Raw genomic sequence first — 13,352 nt, 5'->3', positions numbered from 1 at the left:
TTTTAATGAGTATAGAAGCTGAAATCCAATCACTACGCAACGAATTACGCGAACATAATTATAACTACTATGTTTTAGACAATCCAACTATTGCTGACTTTGAGTTTGATATGAAACTTAAACAGTTGCAAGATTTAGAAGCTAAATATCCTGAGTTTTATGATCCTAATTCTCCAACATTACGTGTAGGAGGAGAAATTACTAAGAATTTCGAAACCGTTGCACATCAACATCGTATGTATTCTTTGGATAATTCGTATTCAAAAGATGATTTATTAGACTGGGAAAAACGGATTGAAAAAATTATAGATGGAACAGTTGAATTTGTATGTGAGTTAAAATATGATGGCGCTTCTATAAGCTTAACGTATGAAAAAGGTAGTCTAGTTAGAGCCGTTACAAGAGGCGATGGAACACAAGGTGATGATGTGACAGCTAATGTCAAAACCATAAAATCTGTGCCATTACAATTGAAAGGTGATTACCCTGAAAAGTTTGATATAAGAGGTGAAATCGTGTTGCCATTTGAAGGCTTTCATAAAATGAATGAAGAACGACTTGAGGCAGGAGAGGAGCCTTACCGTAATCCAAGAAATACAGCATCAGGAAGTTTAAAATTACAAGACAGCGCTGAAGTTGCTAAACGACCATTAGATTGCTTGTTATATAGTATTATTGGCAGAAATTTGGGGTTTTCAACGCAATTTGAAAGCTTGGATAAGGCTAGACAAATGGGTTTCAAAGTGCCAGAAGCAGCAAAGCTTGCTAGGTCTGTTGATGAGGTTTTAGAGTTTGTAGACTATTGGGATGTACATCGACATAATTTACCTTATGAAACGGATGGAGTTGTTATTAAAGTGAATAGTTTGCAACAACAAGAAGAATTAGGTTACACTGCAAAAGCGCCTCGTTGGGCAATGGCTTACAAGTTTAAAGCTGAACAAGTCTCGACACGATTAAATGAAATAACCTATCAAGTTGGTCGAACTGGAGCGATTACACCAGTAGCTAATTTAGAACCAGTAGAATTAGCTGGTACAACTGTAAAACGTGCATCCTTGCATAATGCAGATCAAATTGAAAAGTTAGATATTAGAAAAGGTGATGAAGTCTATGTTGAAAAAGGAGGTGAGATCATTCCGAAGATTATTGCAGTGGATTTAAGTCAGCGACCAGAAAATTCAAAACCAACACAATACATAACACATTGTCCGGAATGTCAGACCGAATTAGTCCGACAAGAAGGAGATGCAAAACATTATTGTCCGAATTACAATGGTTGTAATCCGCAAATTATTGGTAGAATTCAGCATTATATTTCAAGAAAAGCAATGGATATCGAAGGTTTAGGTGGAGAAACGGTTGCCTTGTTAGTTAATGAAGGCTTGATTTCTAATTATTCAGACTTGTACGCTTTGACTAAAGAAGATGTATTGCCTTTAGAACGAATGGCTGAAAAAAGTGCTGAAAACCTTATTAATGGAATTGAAGCATCAAAGCAAGTACCATTTGAACGTGTGTTGTTTGCACTAGGAATTCGATATGTAGGTGAAACTGTAGCGAAGAAGCTGGCTAGGCATTATAAAAGTATAGATGCTATTGCTCAAGCTTCAAATGGCGATTTAGTTGCTGTAGATGAAATAGGAGAACGCATTGCACAGAGTGTTATCGAGTTCTTTTCTTCTGAAGAGAATATGAATTTCATTAATAAATTAAAAGCAAATGGACTTCAACTAGAATTATCTGCAGAAAAGTTAGCCAATCAAACAGACAAACTAAAAGGCTTATCAATAGTCGTCTCTGGAGTATTTGAAACGGTGTCAAGAACTGAACTAAAAAAACTAATTGAAGACAATGGCGGAAAAGTGTCATCTTCAATTTCCTCTAAAACTAATTATTTGGTTGCAGGTGATAAAATGGGACCAAGTAAACGTACAAAGGCTGAATCACTTCATATTCCTATTGTATCAGAAAGTGAGTTTTTATTATTAATTAAGTAAATTCCTACTTTTAAATGTATTTCATCGATTAAATAAGATTTTAAACGTTTAATCGGATGATATTTTTATATTTGCTTATTAATAATTAGATAATAATATGCAGATAGGAAAGTTTTTAGGAGCACTCATTTTAGCTCTTAGTATATTTTTTCTTGGACTCCAGTTCAAAGGCCTCGAAATTGAGGCTGCAGGAGTAAGGGCTTTAGCAGTCGTCTTACTAACGTTTCTGTATGTTATAAGGAAAAAAAATAAGCATCCTTTGTTCTTATTATTTTTGGTGTTCTTCGCTATATCTGAAATTCTAAATTATATCACGTGGACCATAAACTTTGATATTACGCCAGATATAGACTATTTTTATTATATAGGTAATTCACTTTATATTATATCATATCTATTTTTAATAGCTCGAATTGCTGTTTCAATGAACATCAAAAAGGTATTTTTGAAATTTCCATTTCAGATATGTTTACTCTTTATTTTAGGTTTATTTTTTGTGTATTTCGTTTCGGATACTACAAAAAAAGATTTTTCGTATAATGAATATTACCTAGAGTTGCTTTATAATTCGGTAGTGATGCTTTTAATGGCCATGGCACTTATAAATTATATGTATAGAGATGATAAGAAATCAATGAATTTATTAATTGGTGCTATTTGTATCATGTTTTCAGAAATCATACAACTCGCATATTTTTACATAGCAGACTTTAATTTGCTTAATGTTTTATGTTCTATGTTTTTAGTTTTTGCTTTTATTTTCTTTTACTTACAGTCATGTTTGCAACATAGAGAAATTGTTGATTACAACCAGCAGGATATTCATGTTGAAGGCTGAAATCGTTTTCCAATTATAGGAAGATCTTTCCTATATATATAAAGTATAATTCCAGAAAGTATAAACGTTACTACAGCTGTTATAAATAGAACACCTCCATCACCATTTATTTCGACACCTAATTGGGTGAGATGCATCATAATTGCGCCTCCTATAATTCCTAAGGTTAATACTGCTCCAGCCCATGCCGTCTTCCTAAAAAGTAATAAAAGGCCAGCAATAAGTTCTGCAATTCCTATGCCTATTCTTCCAAAAGGTTCTAATCCAACTTGCGTGAAAATATAAACACTATCGGGATGTGCAGTAAACTTGAATCTTAAAGTTTGAATCAAAATTATAGCGACAATAATTCTTAGTACTAATGGAAAATATTTTTTCATGTCAAAAGTGGTTTTATGTTTAGACGTAATATTCCTTGAAAACTTCTAATTCAGGCTGAAATCATTAAAAAAATCGATAAAAAGTATAAATTTATCGTTTAAGTGTAATATTTTTTATATATTTGCCTACCTACTTATTGGAAATATTATGAAAAAAGCCCACAAATTTTCGCCAAATTTGATTATGGTCATCGTACTTACGGTCATCGTTTTGTGCTCTGCAGTAGCAACTTATTTTGATTCTATAATGGTACCAAAAACGGTTAAACTTATAACAGTTACCATTTTAATGACCTTCTATTTTTGCCAATTAAACAAAATGGCAAATGTATTTCTAACTACGTTCCTTGTATTCTTTATTGGTGATGCTTTTGCTGTATTTAGTTTTGGTGAAATCATGCTAAAACTTTCTAAGAGTATGTATATTGGTGGTTACTTACTGCTGATTTTTATTTTATTGGGTAAGCTCAAGAAAATTAAATTTGATAGTTTAGTATCTGTATATCTAATACTTGTCCTTTTATTAAATTCTTATTTTTTATATGTACTATTCGAAGTTGCCAAAGAGAATTTTGTAGACGAAGTGAATTTAGTACTTTATGTATGTCACGGAATAACTTTAATTGCGTTAATGTATTTCTCTTTTGCGGTTTATCTCAGCAAAGAAACTGGACAATCCATTACATTTTTATTAATGGTTTTCTGCTTTGTATTTTCTGATGTTTTACATTATATAAACAACCTATATATTTATTTTTGGTTATTTGAAGTCTTTGAAAGAACATTACACATTAGTGCTTTGTTTTTACTTTACAAGTATGTTTATGACTTTCATACGTTAAAAAATAATGAGAAGAAAATGAATCTAAGTGATTATTTTGTGACAACTACTCAGCAATTAAGAGATATGAGTGTAGAATAATGTTATACAATAATAGATGTTCCGTTGGCAGATTTGTTTTTGTTTGAATCAAAATAAAAGTCGATTTTACCTAAATTAATTCCAAAGCAACCTACTTGATTAACTAAGGTGTTTTTACCTACTATATTTTTCACTATAGTTGGCTTATCTAAAAATGTATGCGTATGACCTCCAATAATCAAATCGATGTCTTTTGTAGCTTCAGCAAGTCTTAAATCACCTATTTTTCCTGGAATATTACTGTAATCATAACCTAAATGTGACAAACAAATAATAAGATCACAGTGTTCGTCTTCTTTCAAAATTCGACTCATATCTTGAGCAGATTCGATAGGATTATTATATACTGTTTCTTTGTACAAATTTTCACTTACCAATCCTTGTAGTTCAACACCAAGACCGAAAATTCCAATTTTAATCCCGTCTTTTACTATTATTTTATACGGTTTCACATGCGTATCCATAACCGTATTCGAAAAATCATAATTCGCAGATACAAAGTCAAAATCAGCATGAGGTAATTGTGCGTACAAGCCGTCAATGCCATTATCAAAATCATGATTACCAATAGTGGCCACATCATACTTAAGCATGCTCATTAATTTAAACTCTAATTCTCCGCCATAATAATTAAAATAAGGTGTGCCTTGAAAAATGTCTCCAGCATCTAATAATAAGGTGTTGGGATTGTCTTCTCGTATTGAAGTAATTAAACTAGCACGTCTAGCCACACCTCCTTTATTTGGATTTCGACCATCATCTGGACCAAAAGGATCAATATGACTGTGTACATCGTTGGTATGTAGAATTGTTATTTTCTTTACAGAAGAAGCAAAAGATGATAAGCCAAATCCTCCAAGTCCAATTAAAGCGGAAGCTGCCGTTGTTTTCTGAATAAAATCTCTTCTTTTCATTTGGCTTATTGTTTTATTTGAATAAATCGATCATCTATAACAGGAGCAATGGTATCTTTTTTAGTAAAATAATCGATAAGCACATTTCTAATTTTATAATTAAGATCATGTAGTTTTTCATTCGGTTTAAAAAAGGTCATCCGATCACCTCCATTATATAAATAATCATTTGTTGCTACATGATACGTTTTACTTGGATCTATATTTTCGCCACCAATTGTTGCCGATTTTAATTCTAAATTTTGATCTAGAATAATTTGTAGGCCATGAATGGGATGTGCACGTTGCTCCTTAACTAAGTAATTTACTAATTCTTGTACTTTATCTCCTTTCATATCTACAACTACAACAGAATTTTCAAAAGGCATCACACTATAAGCCGTTCGTGTTGAAATAGCTCCTTTAGAAATAATAGAACGAATACCACCATGATTAAGTAATACAAAATCAATATCATGTCCTGTTCTTGATTTGAAAACTGGATTAGATTGTTCGTAAACAGCATCTGCCATCATATTTCCTATTGCAGTATTTAAGTGACCATCTCGTTTTGAATAGGTGTCTTTGGCGTAAGAAATTACACTATCAAGACTTGTGTTAATCTGAATCCTGTATGGTTCTATATAATCTTCAATAGATTGATCTGCCTTTAAACTATCTGTAATTGCTATTTGTCGTCCTTCAATTTTATAAAGATGATTTGACTTGCAAGACGAAAACAGAATTAGGGATAAGCATGTTAAAAAAAAGATGTTTTTCATAAGGGATTTATGCAATCGTTAACAAAACATGCAGTTACTTTTTTACTACATTTGTACAAAGCATAAATATAAATGATTTTAAAGGCATTTAAGGCAAATTCCAATCAAAAATATATTAACAAATTACTAAATGCACGTCAAGTTGCTGTTAGTAATATGAAGATGAAATCTGTTGGTGTTATTTTGAATATGAATGAGTTTTCAGATTTTGATGCTTTTAGAAATTATTTTAATCAACTTGGAATTTCTCAATCTAAAATTAAAATAATAGCGTTTGTTGAAGATGCTAAAGATGCTAATCCGCTTTGGGACACTTACTTTAATCCAAAAGATTTTGGATGGAAAGGCAAAATTAAAAATGTTGATTTACAATCTTTTATCGATACTAAATTTGATGTGCTAATTAGTTATTACACCAATGATAGTTTAGAATTAAAGCTAATAACTGCAGCTTCAAATGCAAATTTTAAAGTAGGATTATCACAAGAAGATAAACGAATGTACGATTTAATGATAAATGTCAAAACAAAACAAATTGAACTTTTTATTAGTGAATTGACCAAATATTTACACGTATTAAACAAAATATAATGACAAAATTTCAAGGCACAGGAATCGCTATAATAACACCATTTAATGATGATCTATCTGTAGATTATTCTGCATTAACTCATTTAGTAAATTATAATATTGAAAATGGTACAGATTATATAGTTATTTCGGGCACTACAGGTGAAAGTGTTACCATAACTAAAGATGAAAAGAAAGAGATTACAGCGACAATTATTAAAGCAAATAATGGACGAGTTCCTTTAGTTTTAGGTATTGGAGGGAATAATACGGCTGAGGTAATAAATGAAATTAATTCAACCGATTTAAGTGAGATAGACGCAATATTATCGGTATCTCCATATTATAGTAAACCTACTCAGGAAGGCATTTATCAACATTTTAAAGTTATTTCTCAAGCTTGTCCTGTTGATATAATTATGTATAATGTGCCTGGCAGAACATCTTCAAACATGTCTCCTGAAACAACGTTGCGTTTAGCTTCTGATTTCAATAATATTATTGCTGTAAAAGAAGCTGGAAATAATGTGCATCAGTATTTAAAACTATTGAGAGATAAACCGGATAATTTCTTAATCATTTCTGGAGATGATGATTTGGTACTAGGTGTTGTATTAGCTGGTGGTGCTGGAGTAATTTCAGTCATTGGTCAAGCTTTACCTAAACAATTTTCTAAAATGATTCGTTTGGGGTTAGAAGGACAGGCGAAAGAAGCGTATGCGATTCACTTTAAATTAATGGAGATTACTAGTTTAATTTTTTCAGAAAATAATCCAGCAGGAATTAAAGCTGTATTAGACGTTCTTGATTTGGCTAAACCGAATGTAAGATTGCCATTAGTTCAGGCTACAGAAACATTGAAAAAAGCTATTAAAAAAGAACTTCAAGGACTCAATTGATTCTTAAAAAGTTAAAATATACTTAAACATACTTACGGTCTGTTTTCAACGTTTACTTTAGCAACAAATATTAGTTTTTATTATACGTTAGAAATACGTACTTTTGCAACCTGTTTTTTATTTATGAAGAAATTTGTTTACATCCTTTTATTAGCCATCACACTATCATCATGTAGTGAGTACCAAAAAGCCTTGAAATCTGAAGATTTAAAGACCAAAGTAGATATGGCTACAAAACTATTTGAAGCTGGTAAATTTTCGAAAGCTGAAAAACTGTTTAAACAAGTCATACCTAAATACAGAGGTAAGCCTCAAGCAGAACGATTAATGTTTATGAGTGCGATGTCGTCTTACCAAATGGAGGATTATCATATTTCTGGATACCATTTTGAACGATTTACAGATGGTTATCCAAAAAGTGATAAAGCAGAAGAAGCTGCATTTTTGTCTGCCAAGAGTTATTATATGTTATCTCCTGTATATTCAAAAGAGCAAGGAGAAACTATTGAAGCACTTGAAAAATTACAATTATTTATTAATAGATATCCAGATTCTGAATATTTAGCTGAAACAAATAAGCTAATAAATGAATTAGATTTTAAATTAGAAAAGAAAGCTTTTGAAATCGCAAAGCAGTATAATAAAATTGCTTATTTTGAATCATCAGATTATGAAGCTGCTATTAAGGCTTTTGATAATTTTTTAATTGAATTTCCTGGAACTAGCTTTAGAGAAGAAGCCATGTTTTATCGCTTGGATTCTTCATTTAAATTAGCCATTAATAGTATTAGAAACAAAAAAGAACAAAGACTAGCAATAGCTATGGGCTATTATAATACGTTTATAAAATATTATCCTAATTCTGAAAGAACTGATGAAGTAGCTAAAATGAATGAGGAAATGCAAACCCAATTACAACAATTCAATACCAAAAGTTAATCATAATATTATGACAGATTTAAAGAAAACGAATGCTCCTGTATCAACGTTAACGTATGATAGAAATATTATCGATGCGACAACAGATAATATCTATGAAGCAATTTCAGTAATTTCTAAAAGAGCTGAACAAATTAATACTGATATCAGAAGAGAATTAGTAGATAAGCTAGAAGAATTTGCGACTTATAATGATAGTCTTGAAGAAATCTTTGAAAATAAAGAGCAAATTGAAGTGTCTAAATTCTACGAAAAATTACCAAAACCACATGCGTTAGCAGTACAAGAATGGTTAGATGATAAAATCTACTATAGAAATACTGATGACGACATTCAGGAATAATTAGGATGTCTATATTAAGCGGCAAAAATATACTTTTAGGCATTACTGCTGGTATTGCTGCTTACAAAACAGCCAGCCTAGTTAGGTTATTTATAAAAGCAGGTGCTAACGTAAAGGTCGTTATGACACCTGCTTCTAAAGACTTCATTACACCTTTAACACTTTCAACTTTATCTAAAAATCCAGTGCATTCTTCGTTTACTAATGACGATGATGACAATGACATGTGGAATAATCATGTCGAACTAGGTCTTTGGGCAGATCTGTTTGTTATTGCTCCAGCAACAGCAAATACAATGTCTAAGATGGCAAATGGTACTTGTGATAATTTATTGCTTGCAACATATCTTTCAGCTAAATGTCCAGTATATTTTGCACCAGCAATGGATTTAGACATGTATAAGCATCCATCGACTTTAGCGTCTTTTGAAAAATTAAAATCTTTTGGGAATGTTATGATTCCAGCCACTTCTGGTGAATTAGCTAGTGGTTTAGTAGGAGAAGGTCGAATGGCTGAACCTGAAGATATAATTTCGTTTATTGAAAATGATGTTTTAGAGCAACTTCCGTTACGTGGTAAAAAGATATTAATTACTGCTGGACCAACTTACGAAGCAATTGATCCAGTTCGTTTTATTGGTAATCATTCTAGTGGTAAAATGGGATTTGAAATTGCGAAAGCAGCATCAAATTTAGGAGCAGAGGTGATTCTTATTTCTGGACCTACACAGCAAAAAGTATCACATAGCTTAATAGATGTGACGCATGTTACAAGCGCTTCTGAAATGTATGACGCTGCACATTTACATTTTAATTCGGTAGATATTGCTATTCTCTCAGCAGCTGTAGCAGATTATAGGCCAAAAAATGTTTCAGATAAAAAAATAAAAAAGGCTGTTTCAACGTTTAGTATTGAGTTGGAGAAAACAAAAGACATTTTAAAGTCGTTAGGTGCGATTAAAAACAATCAATTTTTAGTTGGATTTGCACTAGAAACTAACAATGAACTTGATAATGCAAAAGGGAAGTTGAAAGCTAAAAATTTAAACCTTATTGTATTAAATTCTCTAAACGATAAAGGAGCTGGTTTTGGTGGTTCAACAAATAAAGTTACTTTTATAACAGATACCGAAGAGGTCATAGAACACGAGCTCAAATCTAAAACAGAAGTTGCTCAGGATTTAATGCAACAAATTATTAAACAACAGCATGCGTAAATTTATTTATTTTTTACTATTTACATTTTCATTTCAATCATATTCACAAGAACTTAATTGTGAAGTCATAGTAAATGCTCAACTGACTGGAAATGAAAACGTTCAGGTTTTTAAAACTCTTGAACGACAACTAAAAGAATTTATAAATAATACAACTTGGACTAATAAAACGTTTAAGCCACAAGAGCGTATCAATTGTAGTATGGTCATTAATGTAAATGATTATACAAATGATATTTTTAACGGGTCTATACAAGTGCAATCTGTAAGACCAGTTTATGGCTCATCATACAGCACTCCAGTTTATAACTATAATGATAAGGATTTTGATTTTCAGTATTTAGAATTTCAAAACATGGTGTATAATGAGAATCAGTTTGAGTCTAATTTAATTTCAGTTTTAGCATTTCACGTCTATATGATTTTAGGAATGGATGCAGATACCTTTTCTCCTAAAGGAGGCGCAGAATACTATACACAAGCTCAAGTGATTTCAAATTATTCTCAACAAGGAAATTTTAGTGGTTGGAAACTTGAAGATGGCAATCAATCCCGCTTTATTCTTATCGATAACGTATTATCTGATACTTATAAAGAATTTAGAGATGTTCTTTATGAATATCATAGAAGTGGTCTAGATCAAATGAGTAAAGACACAAAAGAAGGAAAGTTGGCCATTGCAAAAAGTATAGGAGCTTTAAAGCAAATGAATAGCAGACGACCAAATTCGTATTTGCTACGTGTATTTTTTGATGCAAAAGCAGAAGAAATTGAAGATGTTTTCAGTGGTGGACCAACAGTCAATATCTCAGATTTGGTTTCTACATTAACTAAAATTGCTCCAATGCATGCTTCAAAATGGCGTAATATTAATTTCTAGAGTTTACGTTTTTATCCTTATTTTTAACTTTAATAATTGCACTTCAAAACTAAGATGCAAAAAGTAGTTTATTAGATGCCATTTAACTTGTAATATGCTCACGAATTTAGCCATAAAAAATTACGCTCTTATCGACGAATTAAATGTAAGTTTTAACACTGGACTTACAATTATTACTGGAGAAACTGGAGCAGGTAAATCAATTCTTTTAGGAGGATTGTCACTTATTTTAGGGAAACGAGCAGACTTAAGTAATGTAAAGGATAAGTCGAAAAAATGCATCATTGAAGCTACTTTTGATATAGCTAAGTATAATTTAAAGTCCATTTTTAAATCAGAAGATTTAGACTACGAAACTCAAACAATAATTAGAAGAGAGATTTTACCATCTGGTAAATCTAGAGCCTTCATTAATGATACTCCAGTTAACTTAAACAGTTTACAGGTATTAGGAGAGCGTTTGCTAGATATACATTCTCAGCATCAAACCTTGCAACTTACAAATGATAATTTCCAATTTCAGGTTATCGATGCGCTAGCAAATAATGAAAAGATCTTAATAAATTATAGTGTTGTATTAAAAGAATTTAAACGTTTAAAAGGCGAACTTCTAGAACTTCAGGATAAAAAAAGTGTAGCAATAAAAGAGTTAGATTATAATTCGTTTTTGTTGAATGAACTCGAAGGTGCTAAATTGATTTCTGGTGAATTAGAAACGTTGGAAACTGAATATGACACGCTTAATAATGTAGAAGAAATAAAGGAAAAATTGTCTTTGTCTAATGATTTAATGAGCAATGAAGATATTGGAATTATTTCTAACCTAACTGAACTAAAACATCAATTTTCTAAGCTTTCAGGTTATTCAAATCAATACCATTCTATTTTTAGTCGAATACAAAGCAGTTTAATAGAATTAGATGATGTGTTTTCAGAAATCGAAAATCTTCAAGAGCAATTGGAAGCAGATCCTAATCGATTAGAACAGGTAAATGCTAAGCTTCAAATAATTAATAATTTGTTGCAAAAGCATACTGTATCTAGTATTGAAGAATTACTTGAAATAAAAGAAGAGTTAAATTCCAAGGTTTTTGAAACTGAAAACCTAGATGCTTTTATATCAAAAAAAGAGGATGAGATTAATGCTCTTGAATTAAAATTAATTTCAGAAGCAGAATCCATTCATAGCAATAGAACTGCCATTATTCCTAAATTAGTATCTCAGTTAGAATCCATTTTAGCCACGCTTGGAATGGCGAATGCTAAGTTTAATATCCAATTAGTTCCTACAAATTCATTTTTGAATAACGGAAGGGATGAACTTCAATTCTTGTTTTCAGCCAATAAAGGAGGACAATTTAATGAACTTAAAAAATCGGCTTCAGGTGGAGAATTATCTAGAATTATGTTGGCTATAAAGTCAATTCTATCAAAATATATGCACTTACCAACCATAATGTTTGATGAGATTGACACTGGTGTTTCTGGTGAAATTTCAAATAAAATGGCGACAATAATGCAACAAATGAGTAAGTCTATGCAAGTATTTACAATTACACATTTACCACAGATTGCAGCTAAAGGTGATACCCATTTTAAAGTGTTCAAAGAAGATGTAAATAATGTGACACAGACACAACTCAAACAATTAAGTCCTAATGATCGAATTGTTGAGATTGCTCAAATGTTAGGTGGAGTAGACGTATCAACCTCTGCAATTGCGCATGCAAAAGAATTACTGAATTAAAAAAACAAAGTATAAAGTATAAAGATTAAAGTTTTCTTAACTTTGAAACATGTATTAAAATTCATTTGATTAATAAAAGCAAACGCTTAATAGCTTTACAACTAACGACTAAATAATAGTAATATGTCATACAATTTATTAAAGGGAAAAAAAGGAATCATTTTTGGAGCATTAGATGAAAATTCTATCGCTTGGAAAACTGCTGAACGTGTTCATGAAGAAGGAGGAACATTTGTATTAACAAATGCTCCAATAGCTATGCGAATGGGACAAATAAATGAATTAGCTGAAAAAACAGGTTCTCAAATTATTCCTGCTGATGCGACCTCTGAAGAAGATTTGCAAAACCTTGTAGAACAATCAATGGAAATCCTTGGCGGAAAAATTGATTTTGTATTGCATTCAATTGGGATGTCAGTTAATGTTAGAAAAGGAAGACCTTATACAGATCAAAAATACGATTGGACCCAAAAAGGAACAGATGTATCTGCAATGTCCTTTCATAAGGTAATGCAAACACTTTATAAAGCCGATGCCATGAATGAATGGGGAAGTATTGTTGCATTAACATATATGGCAGCGCAACGTGTGTTTCCAGATTATAATGATATGGCAGATAATAAAGCCTATTTAGAAAGCATAGCACGTAGTTTTGGTTATTTCTTTGGAAGAGATAAAAAAGTACGAGTGAATACCATTTCACAATCGCCAACTCCAACAACAGCTGGACAAGGTGTAAAAGGTTTTGATGGTTTTATTTCTTATGCCGAAAAAATGTCGCCATTAGGTAATGCTACTGCAATGGATTGTGCTAATTATACCATTACATTATTTAGTGATTTGACAAAACGAGTAACACTTCAAAACTTGTTTAATGATGGAGGTTTCAGTAATATGGGAGTAAGTGATGCTGTTATGGATAAATTTGTTGAATAGATAAAA

At 31.4% G+C, this 13,352-nt stretch carries 14 protein-coding genes; 11 read left to right on the top strand and 3 right to left on the bottom strand.

Translation table 11 applies throughout. From position 1 onward, the window contains the following. Positions 1-5 precede the first annotated feature (5 nt). Positions 6-2,000 (top strand): NAD-dependent DNA ligase LigA, encoded by a 1,995-nt coding sequence (gene ligA / locus VOI25_RS04680; RefSeq protein ID WP_323787837.1) that lies wholly within the window; start codon positions 6-8, stop codon positions 1,998-2,000. 97 nt (positions 2,001-2,097) lie between these two features. Next, positions 2,098-2,838: a hypothetical protein gene (locus tag VOI25_RS04675; RefSeq protein ID WP_323787835.1), complete on the top strand. Its 741-nt coding sequence runs from the start codon at positions 2,098-2,100 to the stop codon at positions 2,836-2,838. Here VOI25_RS04675 and VOI25_RS04670 read toward each other — a convergent pair. Next, positions 2,823-3,218: a DoxX family membrane protein gene (locus VOI25_RS04670; protein ID WP_323787834.1), complete on the bottom strand. Its 396-nt coding sequence runs from the start codon at positions 3,216-3,218 to the stop codon at positions 2,823-2,825. The two genes, VOI25_RS04675 and VOI25_RS04670, sit on opposite strands and share 16 nt — an antisense overlap. Before the next feature lie 148 nt (positions 3,219-3,366). Here VOI25_RS04670 and VOI25_RS04665 point away from each other — a divergent pair, with 148 nt between their 5' ends. Then, positions 3,367-4,140: a hypothetical protein gene (locus VOI25_RS04665; protein ID WP_323787833.1), complete on the top strand. Its 774-nt coding sequence runs from the start codon at positions 3,367-3,369 to the stop codon at positions 4,138-4,140. Between the two features lie 2 nt (positions 4,141-4,142). Here VOI25_RS04665 and VOI25_RS04660 read toward each other — a convergent pair whose 3' ends face one another. After that, positions 4,143-5,054 carry a metallophosphatase gene (locus VOI25_RS04660; protein ID WP_323787832.1) on the bottom strand — a complete coding sequence of 304 codons (912 nt, stop codon included), beginning with the start codon at positions 5,052-5,054 and terminating at the stop codon, positions 4,143-4,145. Positions 5,055-5,059: 5 nt separating this feature from the next. Then, entirely contained in the window at positions 5,060-5,815 is a 756-nt protein-coding gene (locus tag VOI25_RS04655; RefSeq protein WP_323787831.1) for a 5'-nucleotidase C-terminal domain-containing protein, read from the bottom strand. Positions 5,816-5,887: 72 nt separating this feature from the next. On the opposite strand from VOI25_RS04655, the gene VOI25_RS04650 reads away from it, so the two are divergent. From VOI25_RS04650 to VOI25_RS04615, 8 genes are all read left to right on the top strand, one after another. Then, positions 5,888-6,406, top strand: a complete 519-nt coding sequence (locus VOI25_RS04650) for a DUF6913 domain-containing protein (RefSeq protein ID WP_323787830.1) — start codon at positions 5,888-5,890, stop codon at positions 6,404-6,406. Further along, positions 6,406-7,284 carry a 4-hydroxy-tetrahydrodipicolinate synthase gene (gene dapA / locus VOI25_RS04645; protein WP_323787829.1) on the top strand — a complete coding sequence of 293 codons (879 nt, stop codon included), beginning with the start codon at positions 6,406-6,408 and terminating at the stop codon, positions 7,282-7,284. The genes VOI25_RS04650 and dapA overlap by 1 nt, the downstream gene beginning before the upstream one ends. 123 nt (positions 7,285-7,407) lie before the next feature. Next, positions 7,408-8,223, top strand: a complete 816-nt coding sequence (locus VOI25_RS04640) for an outer membrane protein assembly factor BamD (protein WP_323787827.1) — start codon at positions 7,408-7,410, stop codon at positions 8,221-8,223. Positions 8,224-8,233: 10 nt separating this feature from the next. Continuing rightward, entirely contained in the window at positions 8,234-8,566 is a 333-nt protein-coding gene (locus VOI25_RS04635; protein ID WP_323787826.1) for a DNA-directed RNA polymerase subunit omega, read from the top strand. A gap of 5 nt (positions 8,567-8,571) precedes the next feature. Continuing rightward, positions 8,572-9,783, top strand: coding sequence for a bifunctional phosphopantothenoylcysteine decarboxylase/phosphopantothenate--cysteine ligase CoaBC (coaBC, locus tag VOI25_RS04630; protein ID WP_323787825.1), 1,212 nt, complete (start codon positions 8,572-8,574; stop codon positions 9,781-9,783). Beyond that, on the top strand, positions 9,776-10,663 hold the full coding sequence (locus VOI25_RS04625; protein ID WP_323787824.1) for a DUF4835 family protein: 888 nt from the start codon (positions 9,776-9,778) through the stop codon (positions 10,661-10,663). The genes coaBC and VOI25_RS04625 overlap by 8 nt, the downstream gene beginning before the upstream one ends. A gap of 94 nt (positions 10,664-10,757) precedes the next feature. Continuing rightward, the gene (gene recN, locus VOI25_RS04620; RefSeq protein WP_323787823.1) at positions 10,758-12,410 is read left to right on the top strand and encodes a DNA repair protein RecN; all 1,653 of its coding nucleotides are present in this window, start codon (positions 10,758-10,760) and stop codon (positions 12,408-12,410) included. Between the two features lie 123 nt (positions 12,411-12,533). Then, positions 12,534-13,346, top strand: a complete 813-nt coding sequence (locus VOI25_RS04615) for an enoyl-ACP reductase FabI (RefSeq protein ID WP_323787822.1) — start codon at positions 12,534-12,536, stop codon at positions 13,344-13,346. Positions 13,347-13,352 lie beyond the last annotated feature (6 nt).

Origin of the sequence: Psychroserpens sp., from assembly GCF_034670085.1 — a bacterium.
Classification (GTDB): domain Bacteria; phylum Bacteroidota; class Bacteroidia; order Flavobacteriales; family Flavobacteriaceae; genus Psychroserpens.
Note: the sequence above shows the minus strand (reverse complement) of the source record. Positions and strands in the feature narration are given on the sequence as shown.

Coding starts and splice junctions, on each gene's coding strand:
- VOI25_RS04670 (WP_323787834.1), bottom strand. CDS start 3,218: ATGAAAAAATATTTTCCATTAGTACTAAGAATTATTGTCGCTATAATT.
- VOI25_RS04675 (WP_323787835.1), top strand. CDS start 2,098: ATGCAGATAGGAAAGTTTTTAGGAGCACTCATTTTAGCTCTTAGTATA.
- ligA (WP_323787837.1), top strand. CDS start 6: ATGAGTATAGAAGCTGAAATCCAATCACTACGCAACGAATTACGCGAA.
- dapA (WP_323787829.1), top strand. CDS start 6,406: ATGACAAAATTTCAAGGCACAGGAATCGCTATAATAACACCATTTAAT.
- coaBC (WP_323787825.1), top strand. CDS start 8,572: ATGTCTATATTAAGCGGCAAAAATATACTTTTAGGCATTACTGCTGGT.
- VOI25_RS04635 (WP_323787826.1), top strand. CDS start 8,234: ATGACAGATTTAAAGAAAACGAATGCTCCTGTATCAACGTTAACGTAT.
- VOI25_RS04660 (WP_323787832.1), bottom strand. CDS start 5,054: ATGAAAAGAAGAGATTTTATTCAGAAAACAACGGCAGCTTCCGCTTTA.
- VOI25_RS04615 (WP_323787822.1), top strand. CDS start 12,534: ATGTCATACAATTTATTAAAGGGAAAAAAAGGAATCATTTTTGGAGCA.
- recN (WP_323787823.1), top strand. CDS start 10,758: ATGCTCACGAATTTAGCCATAAAAAATTACGCTCTTATCGACGAATTA.
- VOI25_RS04650 (WP_323787830.1), top strand. CDS start 5,888: ATGATTTTAAAGGCATTTAAGGCAAATTCCAATCAAAAATATATTAAC.
- VOI25_RS04640 (WP_323787827.1), top strand. CDS start 7,408: ATGAAGAAATTTGTTTACATCCTTTTATTAGCCATCACACTATCATCA.
- VOI25_RS04655 (WP_323787831.1), bottom strand. CDS start 5,815: ATGAAAAACATCTTTTTTTTAACATGCTTATCCCTAATTCTGTTTTCG.
- VOI25_RS04665 (WP_323787833.1), top strand. CDS start 3,367: ATGAAAAAAGCCCACAAATTTTCGCCAAATTTGATTATGGTCATCGTA.
- VOI25_RS04625 (WP_323787824.1), top strand. CDS start 9,776: ATGCGTAAATTTATTTATTTTTTACTATTTACATTTTCATTTCAATCA.